Annotated in this window: 20 protein-coding genes; 16 read left to right on the top strand and 4 right to left on the bottom strand. The window is 58.1% G+C overall.

Translation table 11 applies throughout. The annotated features are described in order from the left end of the window. Positions 1 to 112 precede the first annotated feature (112 nt). Positions 113 to 1,711: a GMC family oxidoreductase gene (locus tag AB3Y40_RS15100; RefSeq protein ID WP_369439704.1), complete on the bottom strand. Its 1,599-nt coding sequence runs from the start codon at positions 1,709 to 1,711 to the stop codon at positions 113 to 115. Positions 1,712 to 1,819: 108 nt separating this feature from the next. Between AB3Y40_RS15100 and AB3Y40_RS15095 the strand changes: the two genes are divergently transcribed. The 10 genes from AB3Y40_RS15095 (at position 1,820) to AB3Y40_RS15050 (ending at position 12,523) form a co-directional block, all read left to right on the top strand. Then, on the top strand, positions 1,820 to 3,052 hold the full coding sequence (locus tag AB3Y40_RS15095) for a TRAP transporter substrate-binding protein (RefSeq protein WP_369439703.1): 1,233 nt from the start codon (positions 1,820 to 1,822) through the stop codon (positions 3,050 to 3,052). 114 nt (positions 3,053 to 3,166) lie between these two features. Next, positions 3,167 to 3,844: a TRAP transporter small permease gene (locus tag AB3Y40_RS15090; protein WP_369439702.1), complete on the top strand. Its 678-nt coding sequence runs from the start codon at positions 3,167 to 3,169 to the stop codon at positions 3,842 to 3,844. Beyond that, positions 3,844 to 5,202 carry a TRAP transporter large permease gene (locus tag AB3Y40_RS15085; protein WP_369439701.1) on the top strand — a complete coding sequence of 453 codons (1,359 nt, stop codon included), beginning with the start codon at positions 3,844 to 3,846 and terminating at the stop codon, positions 5,200 to 5,202. Before AB3Y40_RS15090 ends, AB3Y40_RS15085 begins: the two co-directional genes overlap by 1 nt. 9 nt (positions 5,203 to 5,211) lie before the next feature. Continuing rightward, positions 5,212 to 5,991 (top strand): IclR family transcriptional regulator, encoded by a 780-nt coding sequence (locus tag AB3Y40_RS15080; protein WP_369439700.1) that lies wholly within the window; start codon positions 5,212 to 5,214, stop codon positions 5,989 to 5,991. 62 nt (positions 5,992 to 6,053) lie between these two features. Further along, entirely contained in the window at positions 6,054 to 7,103 is a 1,050-nt protein-coding gene (gene mgrA, locus AB3Y40_RS15075) for an L-glyceraldehyde 3-phosphate reductase (protein WP_369439699.1), read from the top strand. A gap of 54 nt (positions 7,104 to 7,157) precedes the next feature. Next, positions 7,158 to 8,177, top strand: a complete 1,020-nt coding sequence (locus AB3Y40_RS15070) for a LacI family DNA-binding transcriptional regulator (protein WP_369439698.1) — start codon at positions 7,158 to 7,160, stop codon at positions 8,175 to 8,177. Then, positions 8,174 to 9,472, top strand: coding sequence for a xylose isomerase (xylA, locus tag AB3Y40_RS15065; RefSeq protein WP_369439697.1), 1,299 nt, complete (start codon positions 8,174 to 8,176; stop codon positions 9,470 to 9,472). Before AB3Y40_RS15070 ends, xylA begins: the two co-directional genes overlap by 4 nt. A 72-nt stretch (positions 9,473 to 9,544) precedes the next feature. Then, the gene (locus tag AB3Y40_RS15060; protein WP_369439696.1) at positions 9,545 to 10,333 is read left to right on the top strand and encodes a sulfotransferase family 2 domain-containing protein; all 789 of its coding nucleotides are present in this window, start codon (positions 9,545 to 9,547) and stop codon (positions 10,331 to 10,333) included. Further along, positions 10,330 to 11,616, top strand: a complete 1,287-nt coding sequence (locus AB3Y40_RS15055; protein ID WP_369439695.1) for a lipopolysaccharide biosynthesis protein — start codon at positions 10,330 to 10,332, stop codon at positions 11,614 to 11,616. Before AB3Y40_RS15060 ends, AB3Y40_RS15055 begins: the two co-directional genes overlap by 4 nt. Continuing rightward, on the top strand, positions 11,603 to 12,523 hold the full coding sequence (locus tag AB3Y40_RS15050; protein ID WP_369439694.1) for a hypothetical protein: 921 nt from the start codon (positions 11,603 to 11,605) through the stop codon (positions 12,521 to 12,523). The genes AB3Y40_RS15055 and AB3Y40_RS15050 overlap by 14 nt, the downstream gene beginning before the upstream one ends. On the opposite strand, the gene AB3Y40_RS15045 is transcribed toward AB3Y40_RS15050, so the two are convergent. Both AB3Y40_RS15045 and AB3Y40_RS15040 read right to left on the bottom strand, forming a co-directional pair. Further along, the gene (locus AB3Y40_RS15045) at positions 12,520 to 13,425 is read right to left on the bottom strand and encodes a sulfotransferase domain-containing protein (RefSeq protein ID WP_369439693.1); all 906 of its coding nucleotides are present in this window, start codon (positions 13,423 to 13,425) and stop codon (positions 12,520 to 12,522) included. The two genes, AB3Y40_RS15050 and AB3Y40_RS15045, sit on opposite strands and share 4 nt — an antisense overlap. Then, a complete protein-coding gene (locus AB3Y40_RS15040; RefSeq protein WP_369439692.1) occupies positions 13,418 to 14,161 on the bottom strand; it encodes a metallophosphoesterase in 744 nt (247 codons plus the stop codon). The genes AB3Y40_RS15045 and AB3Y40_RS15040 overlap by 8 nt, the downstream gene beginning before the upstream one ends. Positions 14,162 to 14,295: 134 nt before the next feature. Here AB3Y40_RS15040 and AB3Y40_RS15035 point away from each other — a divergent pair, with 134 nt between their 5' ends. The 6 genes from AB3Y40_RS15035 to AB3Y40_RS15010 all read left to right on the top strand — a co-directional run bounded on the left by AB3Y40_RS15035 (position 14,296) and on the right by AB3Y40_RS15010 (position 20,609). After that, a complete protein-coding gene (locus AB3Y40_RS15035; protein ID WP_369439691.1) occupies positions 14,296 to 16,368 on the top strand; it encodes a YjbH domain-containing protein in 2,073 nt (690 codons plus the stop codon). After that, complete coding sequence (locus AB3Y40_RS15030) at positions 16,365 to 16,964, top strand: YjbF family lipoprotein (RefSeq protein WP_369439690.1); 600 nt, start codon at positions 16,365 to 16,367, stop codon at positions 16,962 to 16,964. Before AB3Y40_RS15035 ends, AB3Y40_RS15030 begins: the two co-directional genes overlap by 4 nt. Before the next feature lie 24 nt (positions 16,965 to 16,988). Next, positions 16,989 to 18,341 (top strand): polysaccharide biosynthesis/export family protein, encoded by a 1,353-nt coding sequence (locus tag AB3Y40_RS15025; protein ID WP_369439689.1) that lies wholly within the window; start codon positions 16,989 to 16,991, stop codon positions 18,339 to 18,341. A gap of 80 nt (positions 18,342 to 18,421) precedes the next feature. Continuing rightward, complete coding sequence (locus AB3Y40_RS15020) at positions 18,422 to 19,225, top strand: WecB/TagA/CpsF family glycosyltransferase (protein ID WP_369439688.1); 804 nt, start codon at positions 18,422 to 18,424, stop codon at positions 19,223 to 19,225. Between the two features lies 1 nt (position 19,226). Further along, the gene (locus tag AB3Y40_RS15015; RefSeq protein ID WP_369439687.1) at positions 19,227 to 20,141 is read left to right on the top strand and encodes a VirK/YbjX family protein; all 915 of its coding nucleotides are present in this window, start codon (positions 19,227 to 19,229) and stop codon (positions 20,139 to 20,141) included. 6 nt (positions 20,142 to 20,147) lie between these two features. Further along, positions 20,148 to 20,609, top strand: a complete 462-nt coding sequence (locus AB3Y40_RS15010; protein WP_369439686.1) for a serine acetyltransferase — start codon at positions 20,148 to 20,150, stop codon at positions 20,607 to 20,609. A gap of 10 nt (positions 20,610 to 20,619) precedes the next feature. Here the strand turns inward: AB3Y40_RS15010 and xrtD are convergent, their stop codons facing one another. Beyond that, on the bottom strand, positions 20,620 to 22,152 hold the full coding sequence (gene xrtD, locus AB3Y40_RS15005) for a VPLPA-CTERM-specific exosortase XrtD (RefSeq protein WP_369439685.1): 1,533 nt from the start codon (positions 22,150 to 22,152) through the stop codon (positions 20,620 to 20,622). Positions 22,153 to 22,411: the final 259 nt, after the last annotated feature.

Raw genomic sequence — 22,411 nt, 5'->3', positions numbered from 1 at the left:
TTCGTCAAAAAGCGAGTCGTTTTGTGAACGCTAATCGACGTTGGACACTTGTGTCTAGACACTTCTGTCTAGTGGTTTGTTCGGGTCAACCGGTTGGGTCGTGACGGTATCGTTAGGGGTGATCTTCGCGGACCAGATCACTAACTTTTTCACCAATCATGATCGCGGGCGCGTTGGTATTGCCCGACACGATCTCGGGCATGATCGAACAATCTGCCACGCGCAGACCGGTGATGCCGTGTACGCGCAGGCGTTCGTCCACAACCGCGTCGCGGCCGTTGCCCATTTTGCAGGTGCCGGTGGGGTGGTAAATCGAAGCGGTATTGTTGCGCGCCCAGTCGAGCGTGGCGTCATAGTCATTCATGTCCAGCGTTTCGTGCGGGCGGAATTCCTGACTGATCTTCGAGGTCAGCGGCGCGCGTCGCGCAATCCGGCGGGCGATGTTGACGCCTTCGACAATTGTGCGGCAGTCGGTTTCGGTCGACAGATAGTTGGGAATGATCTTTGGGTATGTCGTCGGGTCTGCACCGGCAAGGCGGATTTCGCCTTTGCTTTCGGGGCGCAGCTGGCAGACCGACATGGTGAACGCCGAGAAGGGATCAGCCCCTTTGCCCGGGTTTTCGGCGGACAGTGGTTGGACGTGAAACTGGATGTCCGGGGTTTCAAGATCGGCGCGGGTTTTAAGGAACCCGGTGGCGAGGCTGGCCGCCATGGTCATCGGACCTGCGCGGAACATCGCATATTTCAGGGCGATCTTGGCTTGCCCAAAGAGGCTGCGAACCTCGTCATTCAATGTCGGTTCGTTGCACTTGTAGACAAGCCGCGCCTGCAGGTGATCTTGCAGGTCTTTGCCAACGCCCGGCAGGTCTTTTTGCACCGTGATACCATGCGCGGAAAGCTGTTCGGCCTCTCCTATTCCAGACAGCATCAAAACCTGAGGAGAATTGATCGCACCACCACACAGGATCACTTCTTTTGCGGCTTTGATTGTCTGAGTATTGCCGCTGCGATCGCGATAGCTGATCCCGGTGGCGCGGGTGCCGTCGAGTTCGATCTTTTGGACAAGGGCGTGAGTAACGATGGTAAGATTATCGCGCTCCTTGACCGGGTTAAGATAGGCCACAGCAGAGCTGCACCGCCGCCCGTTTCGCGCGGTTAGTTGAAAGAAGCCAACGCCTTCCTGGGTTGCGCCGTTGTAGTCGGGATTAAACGGGTAACCTTCGGCTTGTGCTGCCGCCACCCAGGCATCGGTGATCGGACGCTGAATGCGCATGTTGCTGACGGAAAGTGGCCCCTGATCACCGTGGAATTCATCTGCGCCGCGTTCGTTCTTTTCGGCCCGCTTGAAGAGCGGCAGAACGTCATCCCAGCCCCAGCCTGCGTTGCCCATTTGCCGCCAGCGGTCGTAATCTTCTGGCTGGCCGCGCACATAAAGTAGACCGTTCAACGAGGACGAGCCGCCCAGCACCTTGCCGCGTGGCCATTCAATAGAACGCCCGTTCAGTCCTGGATCAGGCTCTGTCTTGTAGCACCAATCGACGGACGGATTGTGGATGGATTTGAAATATCCGACCGGAATATGGATCCACGGATTCCAATCTTTGCCCCCCGCCTCGACGAGAATCACCCGGTGTTTTGGGTTCGCGCTAAGCCGATTCGCAACGACACAGCCCGCAGAACCCGCCCCAACTACAATAAAATCAGCCTCCACAGCGTCGATCCTTCCGTTTTCGAAAAAAACCCTAGGCAGATTACGAGAACCATACTAGTCTTTTTTTGAGAATAAGAGTCTCAATAATCGACAGTCTGGGAGGACACAATGAAGTTGCAGAAAAACCTTAGCGGCATCTCGCGCCGCGACCTGTTTAAGCTGGCTGGTCAATACGGGATGAGTTCGACGCTGCTTGCTGCCGGTAGCTTTGGCGGTGCGATGAGCTTGGCAAACCTGGCGAATGCTGCGGAATCGACCTACGAGAAACGTTTTGCCAAAGAAGCGAAATTCACGCTGAAGTTTGGCGCAGCCGGCTTCAACCAGCGCAACCTGCTGATCGAGCGGGCCGGGTGCTTGGAATTCGCACGTGACCTTGAAAGCCGCACAGACGGCGAAATCCGGGTCGAGTTCATCGGCGACAACCAGATCTGTGGTCAGACATCCTGTGTTGAAAAGACGCAGCAGGGCATCACCGATATCTATGCAGCATCCACCCAAAACTCTGCCGGTGGTGCGCCCTATCTGAACGTGTTGGACTATGCCTACATGTTCCGTAACCGCGCCGATCAGTACTATTTCATGTACAGCCCGGAATCGCAGGCGCTGCTGCGCGAGCCCTATGAGCGTAACCACGGCCTGAAATTCCTGTTCAGCCACGCAGAACTGCGCGGCATCCAGCTGGGTCTGGCATGGGAAGACAAGGACACCGTCACCAGCGTTGAGCAACTGTTTGGCACAAAGAACCGTGTGACAGGCACGCAGTTGGGTCGGATCGCGATGACCGCGCTGAACCTGAACCCGGTTCCGGTGGCTTGGGAAGAAACGCTTGATGGTCTCAAGCAGGGTCTGATCGACGGTGCTGAAACCTGGGCGTCTGCCGTGGCCTATGCCAACATGTCGCCTGTTGTGTCGCAGTCAGTTCACCTGAACTTCTTCTGCGGAACAGAGCACACCGCGATGTCCGCATCTGTCTTCGACAGCCTTGGTGGCGAATTGCAGGATGCGGTGATGGAATCGGCCTATCTGGCACAGGTCCACGTGCAAGCCGCCAACGAAGCGGCGCTGGTCAAGACCGTGGGTCAGTCCGATCCACAGCTGCCCGGCACCATCTTCGCAGAGAACAACGTACGCAACGCGTTCTTGTCTGATGCAGAGATCAAAAAGGCAGAAGAAATGTGCTCGCCCGAGTTCCAGCCCCAGCTTTGGGAAGAATGGCGCGAGCGTATCAACGGTTGGCAGGGTGGCGCAGACACCTATCAGGAGATTTATGACACGGTGCGTCAGCTTCCTGGTGACACATTGCCAGAGAACGTTGAGCCCCGCCGCTGGTGGAAGGCATAAACGCCACGACATGAAGAAGGGCCGGCCGGGCGGGAGAGTGGCCGGTCCTTTTTCTTCTGACGAAACGCACAAATACCGTGCCAGAATAAAGCGACACATTGGGGAGGGCGCGCCATGTCGATATGGTCAGACGCAGGAACAATTCTGGCGGCGACATTTACCGGGGACATTGACTTTCAAACGGTCAATGCATTCAGGTCAAACGCCGCTTGGCTTGTTTTTGGACCGATGACTGCTTTGGCAGCGGTCATCGTCTATTACATCTACAAGGCGGTTCCGTTCCTGGATCGGCATCTGGAACGGACCATCGTGGTCTGGACCTATATCGTGATCGCAGGGATCATCTTTGTTGGCGTGCTGCAGCGCTTTCTGCCGTTTCTGCCCGGACAGCCACCCTGGTCCACGACCGTGCCGCCGCTCTTGTTCATGGTCATGGCTTGGTTCGGGTGTTCCTTTAACGTCCGACTGCGCACGCATCTGTCGTTCAGTGAATTCCGGTCAAAGATGCAGCCACGCATGCAAATGACGATGCTGTCGCTTGACGCGGTTCTGTGGTTCATTTTCTGCCTGATTGTCGTGGTCACGACCGCGCGCGTGACGGTCAATGCGATTTCCAACTTCATGATCGTGCCCGGGACCAACAATCTGATGTTGTGGTGGTTTGTTGTCACCGTGCCGATTGCTTTCTCGCTGATGGCCGCGCGCGTACTGCAGAACTTTGTCGAGGATATCGGCAAGTATCGCCGGGGTGACCCGCTGATCGAACAATCCGTGATCGGAGGAGATGTGTGATGACTGACGGAACCTGGATCACGATAATCTCGTTGGCAGTTACGCTGCTGTTCATGCTGGGCACGCCTGTGTTGCTGGTCATCTTCTATTGGGTGCTGGGCTGTTCGTTTGTTATTGGACTGCCGGTCGACAACATCGGGAACGAATTGCTGAACGTGTTCAGCAAGGGCTTTGCCCTGTTGGCAATGCCGCTCTTCATCCTGACAGGTGACTTGATCAACAAGTCTGGCATTGCGCGAAGGCTTTCGGATTTTGCCTATTCCTGTTTGGGCTGGTTGCGCGGCGGACTGGCGATGGCGTCCATCGGGGCCTGTGGTCTGTTTGCTGCGATCTCGGGTTCGAACTCTGCCACGACGGCGACAATCGGCTCTATGTTGCACCCAGAGATGGTCAAGGGTGGCTATGACGAGCGGTTCTCTGCCGCGACGGCAGCCGCCGGTGGTACGGTGGGGATCATCATCCCGCCGTCGATCATCTTTATCGTTTATGGTTTTTTGCTGAACTTGCCGATTTCTGATCTGTTCGTTGCAGGGATCATCCCCGGCACGCTGATGGTGCTGGCGATGATGGTGATGTGCTTTGTGATCTGCACGATCCGTGGCTGGGGCTATCTGATCGCACTCAGCCCGATGCGGGTGATCAAAACCGCCATTGGCGCGTGGCTGGGATTCTTTGCCATCGGCCTGGTGCTTTGGGGCATCTATACTGGCAAATTCTCACCTACAGAGGCGGCAGGTGTGACCGTTGGCTTCTGTGTAATCGTGGGTTTGATCAGCTATCCGTTGAACAAGATCATGGGTACAGATTCCGACACGCCTGTATCAGAGCGGTCGGTGACATCGATGTTCGTGGTAGAAGGCTTCACCTTGCCAGAAATCCCGTCCATCGTGGTACGTTCCGCGCAGATCACGGGTATTCTGGCCCCGCTGATCGCGGTGTCGGTTGTGATGCAGCAGGTGCTGTCCTCGATGGGTGCACAGGAAACCATAGGTGGTTTTGTGACCAGCATGGGCGGCTATTATCCGGTGTTGTTCACGGCGATGGCGATGGTCTTTGTGGCGGGCATGATACTTGAATCACTGCCGGTGACGATCATTCTGGCACCGATTCTTGCGCCGATTGCAGCCTCTGTTGGGGTGGATCCGGTCCACTTTTCGGTGATTTTCCTGGTGGGTGCATCCATCGGCTTTATCACGCCGCCGTATGGCTTGAACCTCTATGTGGCGTCGGGTGTGACGGGTGTGCCGTACTTTAGGCTCTTGCCATTTAGCTCACTTTACCTGATTTCATTGATCAGTGTGTGGATTATCGTCGCACTGACACCGTCATTGGCGCTGTCGCTGCTTCCGGCCCGCTAGGGAATAAAGATGCCAGATGACCAAAGCGTAACAGAACGAGGGCAAATTCCCACGAACTTGCGACTTTTGGCAGTCATCGAAGAGGTGGTCCGCGCAGGTGTGCCGGTCACACCTTCGGCGGTGAACGACGTGCTGGGCTTACCAAAACCCACGGTTCACCGCCTGTTTGCCACAGCTGAGCAGCAGGGTTTTCTGCAACGCGACATTGACGGCCGGTCCTATGGGCCGGGGCCACGATTGCGGCGGCTGGCGGTAGACACGATGACATCCGAACGGGTGCGGGCCTTGCGCCTGGCCGTGCTGCAGCGTGTGGCTGAAAAAGTGGGCGAGACCTGTAATCTGGCGATACCGGACCGGGACGGCATGTTCTATCTGGACCGGGTTGAAACGCATTGGCCGTTGCGGATCAACCTGCCTGTCGGAAGTCAGGTGCCGTTTCATTGCACGGCCAGTGGCAAGATGCATTTGTCCTGTTTGCGCAGCGACTATCTGGATCGGTTGCTGAACAGTCTGGCCTTACGGCAAATGACCAAAAAGACCATCACCGACACCGGGATTTTGCGTCAGGAATTGGCAGCGTCTCGCGAGAACGGATATGCCACCGACAATGAAGAATTCATGGAAGGTATGTCTGCAATTGCGGTGCCTGTGAAGGATCGGCGCGGTCGATTGCTGGCGACGCTTTCGGTCCACGCGCCTGTGCAGCGACACACATTGGCGTCACTGAAGGGGCATCTGGACACCCTTATTGACGCAGCAGCAGAGCTGAGCGACATCGCTGCGGAATAGTGCTTGAAACTGACTGCTGTGGCGCGATGATTGGGGTCTGATCCCGAACCGGAGTTTGCCGTATGTCTACCTATCAACCTGCCGCTGATCGCTATGATCGCATGGCCTATCGCAGATGCGGACGATCGGGGGTTCAACTGCCCGCCGTATCCCTTGGGCTTTGGCATAATTTCGGTGGCGATACGCCGCACGAGGTCAAGCGTGCCATGTGCCGCACGGCGTTTGACCATGGGATCACCCATTTCGACCTTGCCAACAACTACGGGCCGCCACCGGGCAGCGCTGAACATGCGTTTGGTTCGATTTTGGCTGAGGATTTCAAAGGGTTACGGGATGAGATGATCATCTCTTCCAAGGCCGGGTATTATATGTGGCCGGGGCCCTATGGCGAGTTGGGTAGCCGCAAGTATCTGATTGCGAGTTGTGATCAATCGCTCAAGCGCATGGGGCTGGATTACGTCGACATTTTCTATTCCCATCGGTTTGATCCCAATACACCGCTCGAAGAAACGATGGGCGCATTGGACCATATCGTGCGCTCAGGACGCGCACTTTATGCCGGGATCAGTTCCTACAACACCGAAAAAACGCGCGAAGCTGTGAGCATTCTCAACGACTTAGGTACGCCCTGTCTGATCCACCAGCCCAGCTACAACATGTTCAACCGGTGGGTCGAAACCGATGGGCTAAAGGACGCGTTGCAGGACTTGGGGGTTGGGTCGATCGCGTTTACGCCTTTGGCGCAAGGGATGCTCACCAAGAAATACCTGAATGGCATTCCAGAAGACAGCCGCGCCGCGCAGGACAAGTCATTGGCACCGGGGCTGATTACGGATCAGGCGATTGAAGCGATTAAAAGTTTGGATTCATTGGCAAAAAGCCGAGGTCAGACTTTGGCGCAGATGGCGATTGCATGGGTCTTGCGGGACGAAGGGATCACCACGGCGTTGATTGGTGCGAGCAAACCAAGCCAGATTGAGGATTGTGCTGGTGCGGTGAATAGCTTGTTGTTTTCACAAGAAGAATTGGATGAAATTGACCGGATCGCCTCCGATCAAGCAATCAATCTGTGGGCGGCGTCATCAAATTCGGACAATGCGCCGAATTCTTAAAAATGATTGACGTTCCTCATTTTTGAATGATAGGGCGGTCGGCGAGGAGATTCCATGCCCCGCCCGACCATTCATGATGTTGCCGCCGCAGCCAAAGTCAGTCTTGCGACCGTTGACCGCGTTCTGAACGATCGTGGCGGCGTGGCTGCGAAATCTGTCGAAAAAGTGCTGAATGCCGTTGATAAGACCGGATATGTCCGGGATCAGACAGCGGCCAACCTGTCACGCAAGCGGGCGGAAAAGTTCACATTCGTCCTGCCTGGCGCACCGACCGCGTTTCTGGAGCGGCTACGCTTTTCGTTGCAACAAGAAGCGGAGCGATTGCAGGCCGATCGCATTGATTTTGAGGAACGCACCTCAAATTCCTTTGATACGGATGCAACAGCCACAACCCTGCAACATCTTATGCACAACCCATATGGGTGCGTGGCCGTCATGGCGCCTGACGGCCCTGCGGTGCGCGCCGAGGTGACGCGCCTGACAGAGGCCGGGGTCAAGGTGATTACCCTGGTGTCTGATCTGCCGGGCAGCGAGCGACGCGCGTTTGTCGGAATTGACAATCTTGCGGCAGGTCGCGCCGCCGCCCGCTTTATGGGCCGATTTATGAAGCAGGATCAGGGGCTTGTGAAAGTCATTGTCGGGTCGATGGCCGCACGTGACCATATGGAGCGTCTGATGGGGTTTCAGCAGATCATGCGGGATTACTATCCGCAGATCGAGGTTCTTCCGGTGGTCGAAGGATATGATGAACCGGATCGGATCAATGAAATTACCCGCCGCGCGTTAACGGACCCGTTAACCGGTATCTATCACACCGGCGCCGGAAACCGGGGTCTGGCCGACGCCTTGCGGGCGCACGACGGTCCGCGCCCCACTGTGATCGTACATGAGCTTACCCCGCAGACCCGCAACGGTCTGCATGACGACCTGTTTGATCTGGTGATTGATCAAGACCCCGCCCGCGCGGCCCGCCGCGCGATAACCCTGATGCGCGACCTGTCCGCAGGCCGCCCTGTGGCCGTGACCGATGGCGACATCCCCCTGAACATCTTTATCAAAGAGAACACACCATGAGCTATTTTGACGGCATCCCCGCAGTAACGTTTGAAGGCGAAGACAGCACCAACCCATTGGCGTTTCGCCACTATAACCCTGACGAGATTGTCATGGGCAAGCGGATGGAAGAGCACCTGCGGTTTGCGGTCTGCTATTGGCACAACTTTGTCTGGGAAGGGAACGATCCCTTTGGCGGACAGACGTTTGAACGCCCGTGGTTTCCGGCGGACACGATGGAACTGGCGAAACTGAAGGCCGATGCGGCCTTTGACATGTTCCGCATTCTGGGTGTGCCATTTTATTGTTTTCACGACCATGATGTGCGGCCAGAAGGTGGCAGTCTGAAGGAAAGTCATGACCGGCTGAACGAGATGGCAGATTACATGGCCGCCAAGATGGAAGCGGGCGGGCCAAAGCTGTTGTGGGGCACCGCAAATATGTTTTCCAACCGGCGCTATATGTCCGGTGCCAGCACCAACCCGGACCCGGATGTCTTTGCCTATTGTGCCAGCACGGTGAAATCCTGCATGGACGTAACCCACCGGCTGGGGGGTGAGAATTACGTGCTGTGGGGTGGTCGCGAAGGGTATGAGACCCTGTTGAACACCGATCTGTCCCGCGAGTTGGAACAGATGGGCCGCTTTTTGCAGATGGTTGTGGAATACAAGCACAAGATCGGCTTCAAAGGCGCGATCCTGATCGAACCCAAGCCGCAAGAGCCGACAAAGCATCAGTATGACTTTGACGTGGCCACGGTTTACGGGTTCCTCAAGCGGTTCGGGCTGGAAGATGAGGTCAAGGTCAATATCGAACAAGGTCACGCCATTCTGGCAGGTCATTCGTTCGAGCATGAATTGGCAATGGCGCGGGCGCTGGGCATTTTCGGGTCCATTGATATGAACCGGAATGATTATCAGTCTGGCTGGGACACGGATCAGTTCCCGAACAGCACGCCCGAGGCGGCGCTGGCCTATTACGAGGTTTTGCAAGCAGGTGGGTTCACCACCGGTGGCACCAACTTTGACGCCAAGCTGCGTCGGCAGAGCCTTGATGCAGAAGACCTGATTGCCGCACATGCGGGTGGCATGGACATTTGCGCCCGCGGCCTGAAAGCAGCGGCCCGCATGATCGAGGATGACGCGCTGGAAGCGCCGCGCCGCGCGCGCTACGCCGGTTGGGAAACAGCCGGGCATTTGGCGCAAGGCCAGACCTTGGATGGGATCGCAGCACAAGCTGAAGCGGCCAATTTGAACCCGCAACCGGTGTCGGGCGCGCAGGAAAAGCTGGAAAACATCGTCAATCGCTATGTCTAACTTGCGTTGATTGACCCTTTGCCCGCGCGTCCATTTTGCTTATGCAGCATGGGGCAAGCGCAGAGGGCCGGAATGGGCATTGTTGACACCGCGAAACGCCAACTGAAAGCGCTGCAGGATCGCACGATCCCGCAGCGCGTGGTGTTTCATCATGTGCCCAAATGCGGTGGAACCTCTGCCGGGCGGGCGCTGCGCAAGCGGTATCTGCTGAGCCAGGCCACGGTGAAACCCGAAGAGAGCTTTCGCGCGTTTGAGATGTTCACGGGCCGCACGGACCGAGAGGCGATGCTGGTCGATGTGTTGGATCTGCGCGAGCAGATGATGCTGTACCTGATGGCCGAGGATGTGCGGTGCGTGTCGCTGCATGTGCGGTTCAGCAAGACCGCACACGATCATTTCGCGGATCGCTACAAGTTCGTCACCTTGCTGCGCGAGCCGGTCGCGCGGTTCATTTCGCATTACAATTGGTCGTATCAGCGGGACGGGGCCTTTGGCCGGATTGATGAACCGTTGGAGGCGTTTCTGGATACACCCCGCGCGCGTCAAATGGGCGCGACCTATGGCGAGTATTTCAGCGCGCAGCCAGTTGGGTCCGATTTCGCCAGCGATGCATCGGTCGCGGCGGCTGTTGCAAATTTGAAGAAGATGGATGTGGTCGGGCGGCTTGATGATTTGCCCGGTTTTGAGGCGCAGTTGAGGGGGGCCTTGGGTGTCCGGATCAAGCTGGGCCACGAGAACCGCAAAGGTGCCGCCAGACCTGCGCATGACACGACAATCACACCCGAACTGCGCGCAAGGATCGCCACACTTTGTGCACCGGACATTTCCATTTGGAAGAGCGTCACGGGTGCCGAGTCTTGACGGCTGAACGCAAAGAGAAGGGGCTGCTTGGCGATATCAGCAGAACCCTGACGGGCAATCTGGTTTTTGCAGCGGCGCAGTGGTTCATCATCATTGTGGTGGCGCGTCTGGGATCGCCCGAGCAGGTGGGCTATGTGACGTTGGCCGCTGCCATTGTTACACCCATTTTTGCGCTGACGGGATTGTCGCTGCGGGATGCCCGGTCCGTCGATGTGCGTGGTGGGCACAGTGATCATGACTATATGCTGTTGCGGATCATGATGAACACCACCGCCGTCTTATTGTCGGGCGTTGTGATCCTTGGCTTTTATGGCGACCGGCCCGGTGCGGTCGTTTTTGCCGCTCTGGGTTTGGTGCTGACCAAAGTGCCGCATACGCAATCGCTTTTGCATTATGGCATCGCGCAGACGCGGGGGAGGTTCGATGTAATTGTCACCAGTCAGGTCTTGCGCGGGCTGCTTGGGGTGATGTGCTTTGGCGTCGTTTTTGCATTCACTGGCAGCGTCGGTGCCGGGTTTGTTGCGCAGTCCATCTGTTGGGCGGTTGTCCTGATTTTGGCCGAGCGGAGGCCGCTTGCCCGCGACGGGGTCGCCTTTGGGTTGGGGCGGATCGACTTGCCGAAGGTCCGGCGCGCGCTGGCGCTGATGGTTTGGATGTTGCCGTTGGCGATTGCGGGCGTCTTGCAGGTGGTTTCGCTTTATGTGCCGCGGTTGGTGCTGGCCGAATATGTGTCGTTCGAGGCGCTGGGCTTGTTCGGGGCCATTTACTATTTCCTGACCGCCATTCAGACGGTGATCCGCAGCATCTCTCAGGCCTCGGTGTCGCGGATGGCCAAGGCCGAGGCGTCTGGCAACCGGTCGCGCTTTTGGCGGATCACCGGGATCGTTTTGGCGGCAAACGCGGTGCTGGGGCTATTCATCATTGCCGGGGCTTATGCTGTCGGGGAATGGGTTGTCGCGGCGGTCTATGGGGCCGCTTATGTCGATCTGTTCCTGATCCTGATGGTGGCCGTTACCGCAGCGTTGCAGCTGATCATGGGTGTGACGCAATACACGATGCTTGCCAGCCATCACTTTTGGCTGCGGATGTGGGTCAATGGCATTTGCCTTGTTGCGGCGATTGGGTTGTCCTTTTTGTTCATCCCGGCGAGTGGCGTGACAGGTGCCGCTTGGGTGATCCTTTGGGTGTCCGTCATCCGGCTGGTGCTGGGGCTGGCGGTTCTGGGATGGTCGATGACCCGTCCTTCAACACCGCAATCAGGTGATGCAGATGCAACGCCCTGAGCGGATGATCCTGGTGACGGGCGCGCCGCGCGGGGGTACCACACCAGTGGGTGATCTGTTGTCCCGGCTGCCGCGCGCACGGATGGTGTACGAGCCGATGGGACCAAACGGCGATCTGTCCGTGCCGCATAGCTTTGCATTTCCCCAAGAACCGGAGTTTGAGCTTGGCGCGTTTGTCGACAGATTGATGGGGCGCAAATTGCGGATGGGGCAAGCAAAACGGCGCGCGTCCAATAGCGCGAAGATGGCGCTCGTCTACAGGCTACTGGGGACGCAAGCGCAGCATAGCTATCGGCTGTTCCGATACGATCCGTTTGTGCGAACGCTGATCTGGAAGGACCCGTTTGCGACCTTTTGCGCTGAGCATGGTGCGGCGCACAACTACCAGACGGTGATGACGATCCGCCCACCATTGGCCCATGCTGCGAGCTTTAAACGGATAGGGTGGACGTCGCGCGTGGCAGAGGTATATCTGCGTTACGCTAAGCATTTCGGCCCATTGCCCGGGTTTGAGGAGCAGGTCGCAACCTACGGAGCAAGCCCGCTTGGTTCAGGTGCTTTGATGTGGCGGCTGATCCATGACCGCTTTGCCAAGATGCCAAAGGCGGACCGGCAGGCCCTCTACTTGCTGGATATGGAGGCTTTGGGTGCGGACGAGGTCAGCGGATACGATGAGGTATTCGATTGGCTGGGCGTCAAGATGCCAGCGCGCGCGCGGGCGTTGATTGCGAAACGCGCGCAGGGGTCCGCGCAGCAAGATGCGCGGGCAGGACAGGTTCATGACTTTGAACGCAGTGCCAAGGCGACAAATGTCGCATGGAAGGGCATGCTGACCGAAGAAGAGATCGGCATCGTTAAAACGATCACGGGTGATCTTTGGGACCTGCTGCCGTGCGATAATCGCTAGCGATCAGACCAGCGGGACAAGTCAAGATCAAAGGCCTTGGCCAACTGTGCGTTGGCGGCTTCAAAGTCGCGGCGCAGCTGGGCCAATGCGTGATCATCCGCATCGGATGCCGCATCTGGAGCGCGGGTGTTCAGCCGCCGATAAAGGCCGCGCAAGGCGTTGTAGGCCGCACCTTTGGGCAGGCGGTTGCGGATGGCGATGTTAAGAGATTGCAGCCCGCGCGAGCGAGGCGCGTAAGTTTCATTGGCACGCGGGAATGCGTAGTCGTCAAAAAATGACGGTTCGATTTCAAGCCATGCGCAGATTGATTTCAGGAACGCCGATTGATCGGCCAACAGATCATCAAACAGCATGACCTTCATCCGCCCTGACCCGATTGCCGTTTGCCATGCCCTGAGGTGGTCCACGTAGGCGGCGTTGATCAGGCAGTCGCGGGCCAGTTCATTGCCTTTGAAGTCATGCGTACCAGCGCGGCAGGCTGCGAGGAACGCGGAGAAGGTCATGTCGCTTGGGATCCAGTCCCAATTGTTCTGGAAGTAGCGAAAGAGCGAGTAAATCTGGTCGGCCGGTTCGCGCAGTATGAACAGCACTTTGGGCGCGCCGGGCATGTCTGCCAAGGTTCTGCGGGCGGTGTCGCTGCAGATGTAGCCGGGGGTGGATTCCATGACGATCCGGGCCTGATCAACGGGCGGAAAATGTGCGGCATAACCTGCAAGCCCGCCGCTAATGTGGCTGTCGGGACGGTGCATATGCGTGCCGGGGTCGACAAGAAAATAGGTTTCTTTCTCGATTGAGCCGACGCAGTCGGGATGATCGGCAAGCCAGCCGTGGACAGAACTGGTGCCGGCCTTGGGGACCCCGGCGATCAGGAAGTTCGGGAGAATAGCCTGCGGGTCAGTCATCGTGGCGATCAACCTCGACAAAGGTACAGCCTTGGGGCGTCAGATGTGCCGCGGTCAAACGTCCGGTGGCATAGGCGCCGGTGTCAATGGCGATGCGCCCGTTGCGCGCCTCAGGCATGTTGACGATCGTGTGGCCGTGCAGAACCCACAGGCCATCGTCACGTTTGCGTTTGGCAAAGTCTGGGTGGCCCCAGATCAGTACCTTGTCGTCCTGATCGGCGGGGGCAAGGGCGGGGTCCGCGCCTGCATGGGTGATCATGACGTTGCCGCGCAAGGTCTGGCACGGCAGATCGCGCAGCCAGTCAATCAGAGCGGTGCCCATGGCGGTGCGCAATGCCTCTGATAGCCGCGTCAGCTGATCGGGGTCGTCGGTTTCCGCGCCACCTGTGACGCCAAAGCTGGCAAGGGTTTGCAGACCGCCAAAACGCAGCCAGCGGTTTGCCGGCCCAATGGGATTATCCAGAAACTTGAGCATCATCGCCTCGTGGTTGCCCATCAGGCAAGTGATGTCAGGGCGTGCCTGCAAAATTCCAAGGACGTCGGCAGAGTGGTCGCCGCGATCCACGTAGTCGCCGACGCAGATCAGGTCAGCGTCAGGGGGCGCGCGATCAAGGATCTTTGCCAGCAGATCCGCGCAGCCATGCACATCCCCGATCACAAAGCAGGGCGGGTCCACGGAAATCGGGACTGTTCGGTTGGACTGGCGGGCCGGCCATAGACGTTTCATTAGGCGCATGTGGGGTCCGCACGAAAATTGAACTTGTTGCCATTGTGGCGCAATTTCCAGCCGAGTGAAACGGGTGGCGGCAGAAATGGGCAGACCTGTCTGACAGGCGTGGTAAGCAGTGCAGGCAGCGACGTGGGGGCAGTATGATCGCGCAAGCGACACATCGGATTTGGCCTGTTTTGGCAGTGCTTGGTGCGGCTTCGCCTGTGGCGGCTGACACCTTGTCGTTTTATGGCACGCCCGGCCTGATCGACATGCCAAACGCCTATGTGTTGAACGACGGAGAGGTGGCACTCACCACTGCGGGGTTTGGGGACACGCTGCGCAATACACTGGCGTTTCAGATCACGCCGCGCCTGCAGGGTGTTTTCCGCTATAGCTATATCCGTGGATTCAACTTTGGCGGTGAGGACCGGTTCGACCGGAGTTTCGATCTGAGCTATCAGATCAGCCGCGAAACCGCGCGCTGGCCTGCGATTGCAGTAGGGTTGCGGGACTTTGGCGGGACGGGCGTTTTCAGCAGCGAATACCTTGTGGCGACCAAGGCGATCTCGCCCGACATCACGGTCACCGGCGGTCTGGGCTGGGGGCGGCTTGCGGGGCGTAACAGCTTTGCATCGCCCTTTGGCGGGATTGATGCGCGGTTTGAGACCCGTCCTGACGCCGCCGCAGGCGGGATTGCAACAACCGGCCAGGTGGATTTCGGCGCGTGGTTTCGCGGTGATGTATCACCCTTTGCGGGCATCAGCTGGGATGTGACGGATCAGTTGACGTTTGTGGCTGAGTATTCGCCGGACCTTTACACCAAGGAAGAAGAGCGCGGATTGGGCCGCGTGGCATCGCCTTTGAACTTCGGCGCGCAATACGCGTTCGACAATGGGGTAACGATTGGGGCCTATTCGCTTTATGGCCGCGATGTTGGCCTGTCGCTGAGCTATGTGTTTGACCCCGCCAAGCCCGCGATTCCCGGCGGGCGTGGGGATGCGCCACCGGCCTTGGCCCCGCGCGCTACAGGGATGGCCGATGGAGTGCCGACATTGCGGTCTGCGTTGGCGGCGCAGGGAGTGACGCTGGAAAATTTTGCGATTGTTGGAAACACGGCTCAGGTACGTGTGGTCAATACTCGCTACGGCGCGGCGGCGCAGGCGCTGGGTCGTACAGCGCGGGTTCTGGCAAACCGGGTTGACCCGGAGGTTGCGCAGTTTGAGGTTACTTTCGTCAACAGTGGCCTGCCGATCAGCACCGTCACCTTGCAGCGCAGCGATCTGGAAGAGCTTGAATTCAGCCCTGACAGCAGTTGGCGGTCACTGGCCCGCGCGCAGATCACCGATGCTTACGCAATGGACCGCGCCGGAGAGCTTGCCGGGCTTTATCCGGGGCGCAATCTGGGCTGGGGGGTCTATTTTACACCATCGCTTTTTGATCCTGATAACCCGTTTCGGTTTGAAACCGGGCTTAAGCTGACAGGGTTCTACGCGCCGCGTCCGGGCCTAGTGTTGGCTGGCGAGGTGCGTCAGCCGCTTTACAGCACGATTGACGAGTCGACCCGGCAGTCCGATTCCGTTTTGCCCAAAGTCAGGTCAGATGCAGTCCGATACTTCAGCGGTGACAATGCGCGTTTGACGCGGTTGACCGGAACCTATCTGGCGCATCCGCAAAAGGACGTGTTTGCCCGGATAACAGCAGGCTATCTGGAGCAGATGTTTGGCGGCGTCTCAGCCGAGGTGCTGTGGTATCCGATCGACAGCCGTTTGGCGCTGGGGGGCGAGGTCAACTATGCCCGCCAGCGTGACTTTGACGGTGGATTTGGGTTTCAGGATTATGACGTTCTGACCGGCCATGCCTCTGCCTATTATGACTTTGGCAACGGGTATTATGGGCAGGTCGATGCCGGGCGATACCTTGCCGGTGATTGGGGTGCGACCGTTACGCTTGACCGCGCGTTCAACAACGGCGTGCGGATTGGGGCGTTTTTTACGTTGACCGATGTGTCGTTCGAAGAGTTCGGCGAAGGGTCATTTGACAAGGGCATTCGGGTCACCGTGCCGGTAAGCTGGTTTACCGGGCAGCCGACCCAGCGCAGCATCTCGCAGACGATCCGGCCTGTTTTGCGCGATGGTGGCGCGCGGTTGGATGTGGGCACCCGGCTATATGACGCGACGCGCGCATCGCGCGGTGCAGAGCTGTCAGACAGTTGGGGGTTATTCTGGCGATGATCAGGAGAACCCTACTCTGGATTGGTCTTTCCGCTTTGACGGCCTGCGGCGCGCTGCCGCTGCCGGGACGGGCGCCGGCGGTTGATCCCGGCTTTGCGGCGTTGGCCCAAGCGGGTGCGCCACGTTTGCAGGTTGGACTGTTGTCGCAGCGCGCAGGTACCGTTGTGGTGCGCGACACTGTGCGGGACGGCTATGCAACATGGGTGTCGCAAGATGGTGCCAGTCTGACCCTGAACCGCGGGATGCTGGTGGCAACACGCGGTTTGGGCGGCGATATGCTGGGGTCTGATGTGTCCGAGCCTCTGGCGATTGTATTGCAGCGCAGCACCGGACGGGTGACCCGCTTTCACACGTTTCTGGATGGCGAGAACCGGCCCGTACGCCGCGCCTATATCTGTGACATTGAAGATCGCGGCCCACGCGCGCTGACTTTTGGCGCAGCGACGCTTCAAACTCGGTTGATCGGCGAGGACTGTGCGAGCCAGGACCAGACCTTTTTGAACCTCTACTGGATTGATGGCACAGGCCAGATCGTGCAGTCCCGCCAATGGGCTGGTGACTTTGCAGGTATCCTGACATTCCGTATTGTGCCATGAGACCACACCCGAAGGAGACGACGCGTGCGTAAACTGATGATGATCTGCTGTGTCGCGGCACTGGCAAGTTGCGGTGTGGCCTATAACAGCCCTGCGATTAATGCGGGGGATGCGCAGGTGCGGGTCGCCCTATTGACGGGTGAAAGCGTGCTGATTGCGAACAGCGCGCCTTACCGGCCCCGCACATTGCCTGCGATCTTTTCGGGCACTGCCGGAGGCGGTTCGGGTCTGCGCGGTGCTGGTGCGTTACCGGCGCCGGTGCTGGATGATCCTGCACGACCCGGCGCGTTGGAACTGCGGGTACCGCCTGCGGTTGATCCGGGGCCTTACCAGATTGGCGTCGGTGACGTTGTGCTGCTGGCTGTTCCGCGTGTCGGCAATACTGTTGAGGAATTGTCCGGCCTGCTGGCCGCGCAAAACGCGCGTCAGGGCTATACTGTTCAGGACGACGGGTCGATCAACATCCCTGATGTCGGGCGGGTGCGCCTGTCCGGTCTGACCATTGACGAGGCCGAGGCGGAGTTGTTCCAGCGTTTGGTCGAAAACCAGATCGACCCAACTTTTAGCCTTGAGATTGCGGAATTCAATTCACGCAAAGTGTCTGTTGGCGGCGCAGTGTCGAACCCGACGGTGGTGCCGATTGCGCTGACGCCGGTTCTGTTGGATCAAGTGCTGTCACTTGCGGGCGGCATCACGGTCGAGGATCAGGATTTCGCCTCTGTCCGGCTGTATCGGGATGGGACGCTATATCAGATTCCATTGAACAACCTGTTCAGTGATCCGCGCCTGCGCAATATCCGGCTGGTGGCCGGGGATGCGGTCTTTGTTGATACGGCGTTCGAGCTGTCACAGGCGCAGGCCTATTTTGAGCAACAGATCACCTTGGCCCAATTGCGCCAGCAGTCACGGGTGTCAGCGCTGAACGAGTTGACGCAAGAGGTGGCTTTGCGACGCGCCAATCTGAATGAAGCGCGCGATAATTTCCGCACCCGCACCGATTTGGGGGCAGTTGACCGCGACTATGTCTATCTGTCTGGCGAAGTGGGGCAGCAGACGCGCTATGCCCTACCTTACGAGCAGCAGGCGACCTTGGCTGATGCGCTGTTTGATGGCGGCGAAGGGATTCCGCTAAAAACCGGCGATGTCAGCCAGATTTACGTGTTGCGCGCCTCGCCCGATCCGCGTGAGTTTGGCGCGGTAACGGCTTGGCAGTTGGATGCGCGTAATGCGGCGAATTTCACGCTTGCGACCCGGTTCGAGTTGCGCCCTGACGATGTGATTTTTGTGGCCGAGCAACCTGTGACCCGGTGGAACCGCGTCATCCAGCAAATCACACCCTCATTACTGAACACCACGGTTTCGGCGGCAACGAATTAACGACCTGCAGAGGCGATGGGTTGTTGTGACCCCCAATTTCATGCTTACAGGCGGGTAAAGCAGTAGTGACGGATAGCGATTTGACCAACGCCGAGCCCAAGACGAACCGCGCCGCCGGTGTGACCAATGCCGAAAAGCGGCAGCTGCTGAACGTCTTTGTTCACGACCTGACGATGGACGAGGTTGTAGCCGATTTTGATGAGGGTCTGATGCTGACCCTTCACAGCGATATGCTGATCAAGCTACAGCGTGATCGGTCGTTTTATGATGCGTTTCAGCAGTTTGATCTGATCACCTGCGACAGTCAGATCCTGTATGCCGCGTTGAAACTGATGGGAACGCCTGTGCGCGAACGTGTGTCGGGATCGGACTACTTTCCGCGGTTTTATATGCACCACAAGGACAACCCGGATGTGACGGTGTTCCTGCTGGGTGGGTTGCCGGGGGTGGCTGACAAGGCGGCGGCGCGGATCAATGGCAAGGTCGGGCGCGAGATCATCGCGGGCACCTATGCGCCGCCATTTGATTTTGATGGCAAGCCCGAGGAAATCGACAGGATCGCCGAGGCGGTCAACGCGTCTGGCGCGACAGCGTTGCTGGTGGGGCTGGGCGGCGGGCGTCAGGAAAAGTTCATCGTGGCATATCGTGACCGGTTTCCAAAGGTGAAGCTGTTTTTGCCACTGGGCGGGACCATCGACTATGAGGCCGAAACGTTGAAACGCCCGGCACCTTGGGTGACGAACGTTGGGCTGGAATGGTTTTATCGCGTGATCAAAGAGCCGCGCCAGCGCTGGCGACGGTATTTCGTCGAGCAACCGCCGGTGATCTGGTTGCTGATCAAGCAAAAGCTGGGGCGCTATTCAAACCCGTTTGGGAACGGTTAGCGTGGCGGGATTTCTTGCCAGCACGATCCGCGCCGCAAACGCCAGTTTTCCAGGTTTGGGATTTGGTGATCTGCGCCTCAAGGCGCGATTTGTGCAGGCGGCCTTTGCGCATCGTGCCAGTGCTGTTTCGTTGCTGGACCCGACACCGGGGTCGATTTTGGCGGACGCCATGCGGGAGCGTCCGCAGATGGCCGGTATTCTGCTTTGGCCGTACCAATGCGCGGGCTGGGGACCGGACGCGCGGATCGCGCGGTTTGTGGCGCATTACGATGCTGCGGCAGCGCTTGGCCCACCGTGGCGGTTTGGGTTGCACGAAAAGCTGATCCTGAGCGATCTGGCGGATGAGTTTGCAGGGCTGCGACTGGTGATTGACCAGCCCAAGTGGCTGATGCGCGAAGGCGGGTTGGCGGTGAACCTGTTTGTAGACGATTTCCGCGCCTATTCGCTGGCGTTTTCGCTGTTTCGCACCGGCGAGGGGCCGCTGCAGGCGGTGATTGGCGGCTTGCAGGGGCGCAAGACGAATGAATCGCTCGGCCTTTACCGGGACCTGACAAAGGCGCTTTATGGGCTGCGTCCACGGGACTTTCTGATTGATGTGCTGCGGATGATATGCCGCGCGATTGAAGTTGACCAGATTGCGGCCGTCACGCAGGCCCACCGGCATCATCAACATCCGTTCTTTGGCAAAAAGGACCTGACACCGGACTATGATACGATTTGGGAAGAACGCGGCGGGATCAAACAGGACGAGATGTTTTACTCTTTGCAGGTCACGCAAGCGCGGCGCGAGATTGAAGCGATCAAGGCCAACAAGCGGTCGCTTTACCGCAAGCGCTATGCGTTTATGGATCGGCTTGATGCCCAGATTGCGAAAGACCTGCCGCATCTTTCGCCAACAACCTTTGTGGACCTATAGTCACACATGTTTCTGCTGAACCATCAGGACCGAAAGCTGATCGCGGCCATGCATGCCTATCAACGTGGGCGGGATGGATCGGGGCCTTTCGCGCGGTTGGCCTGCAATTGGGGAAAGCTACGATTCATGTTCTGGACGGTTATCAGCGGGTCGGACATCGACAGAGACGCCAGAATCGCAGCCACGGCCCGGTTTCCGCATTTGACCGGTGTTGTGATCCATCGTGACGCGATTGTGGACGACAATTGCCTGATCATGCAGCAAGTGACGTTGGGACAATTGGCGGAAGGTGGCGCCCCTCATGTCAAGGCGGGCGCCTATGCGGGCGCCGGTGCAAAAATTCTTGGGCCGATCACAGTCGGTGCAGGTGCGCGCATCGGGGCCAACGCGGTTGTGCTGCAGGACGTGCCCGCAAATGCCACAGCTGTCGGTGTCCCGGCGCAGGTAAAAGGCGCACAGAACGACTGATATGACTGCCTTATTGGGCTGGAATGAAACGCCCTAGTGGGGCTTGGACCTGTACTAACACGTCATTCAAGCGGGCCTCGGCATCTGCGTCTGTTTCGTTCGGCAGGATCGGCGTTGTCAGGCGCACCAGTGCGCCATCGGTACGGCCTGTGCGAACCCCGTCGATCATCAGCCACAGTTTGGCAGAGAAGTCCCAGGCGATGTGGCGCCCTTTTTGTTCGAACCAATAATAGACCATCATCCGTGTCTCACCCTTTTGGATGATCGCGCGGTTGATGTTGTAGGGCTCTGCACTGCCAAGCTGTTCGGTCACATCCGTGCGTTCCAGCCATGCAATTTCCCAACCGCCACCGGGGAGGCAAATCTCTGGCGAGTGCACGCCGCCGCTGCTTTGGTCATAATACCAGGCGGAGAAGAAGTTGACCGATGCAGCCGCATTAGGTGACGTGAATTGAACCTGATGGTAGTCGTCCGCGCCCAGCACAGTGGCAACGCTGGCATCCAGAACACGGCGTGGGCCAGTTTGTTCCCAGCTACCCAATGTGCGGGGGAAAGTTGAGAAGGATTCCCGATCGACGCGGATAGCACCACGTTCGGGCAGTGCTGCAAAGACGGCGACAGCCGCGAGGATTGCGCCGGCAGATGTAATCATCGCCGCAGAGGGCATGACGTGGCGCAGCCGCATGGCCTGTGTGCCAAGACCGTCAGTGTCGAGGTCAAGCGCCTCGATCAGGCTCATCTTGACCGGATTGAAGTACAGAAGAATGCGCGCCAGCAGGAACAGGATCAGGATACAGGCAACAAAGATCACCCAACCTTCGAAGAAGTGCGAAAAGCCCTCGACCCAGGCCAGACCCCAGTTGTTGACGATATAGCCCGCCACGGCGATCCGGACAGAGTTCATCAGGATGGTGATCGGAACGGCAGAGATCAGCAAAACGGCCTTGTGCCACATCTGACCGCGGTAGAGCACCGCAAAGATGTAGGAAAAGCTGAGGATCGGGAACAGGTAGCGCAGGCCCGAACATGCCTCTGCCACGTGTAGTTTGGTGACGCCAAGGTCGATGATATTACCGTCCAAGAAGACTGGTACGCTCATCAATTTCAGGAACCAGACACCCAGTTCGGAGGAAATGAACTGCAGCCATGTAGTGGTCTTGTAGTAGATCACGCCCGGCAGCGGCAGCATGTAGACAAGGTGTAGGACCGGGGGCCAGAAATGTTTGCCTGTCTTCCAGCCAAAGCTGACCAGAAGTAGGCCACCGATCCACAGGATCAGCGCATAAGCGACGATATCGTTGATATTCGACAGTTTGCCCAGCGATCCCATCGCAATGGCGGCAAGAATGACCGTGACGCCGATCCAGCGGTCGCGGATCGGGCCGGGACGTTCGGGAAATTCCTTGAGCTGGCGCAGGAACAACAGACCCGACAGCACGGGAATCAGTGGGCCGTGGCTGTATTCGGGCAATTGCCACGCTTCCAGCAGCGCGCCGATACCATCCCAAAAGAACACGCCTGCGGCTGCGCAAACAACGATCAACCAAAAGGTTCCCTTGTGCGCGAATGCGTCAAGTGCTGTAGATCTTTGGGAAATTTCGCTGCTGCTGGACATCAATACACTCTATTCGGTCAACTACACTGGGCCTTAACGGCGGGAAACGGCAACATCATGGCGATTGACCTTCAAAAATAAGATCAAAACGCCTGATAGCACGAGACACGCGAATTCCAAAGCCCGGCGATAGGCACAAAGCTGTTATCACTCACCAAATTGGCAACAGTGGGTTGTCCACTTGTGT

The organism is Yoonia sp. R2331, assembly GCF_041103235.1.
In the GTDB taxonomy this organism is placed as follows: Bacteria; Pseudomonadota; Alphaproteobacteria; order Rhodobacterales; family Rhodobacteraceae; genus CANMYO01.
The sequence above is the reverse complement of the archived record's forward strand: the minus strand, read 5'-3'. Positions and strand labels throughout refer to the sequence as shown.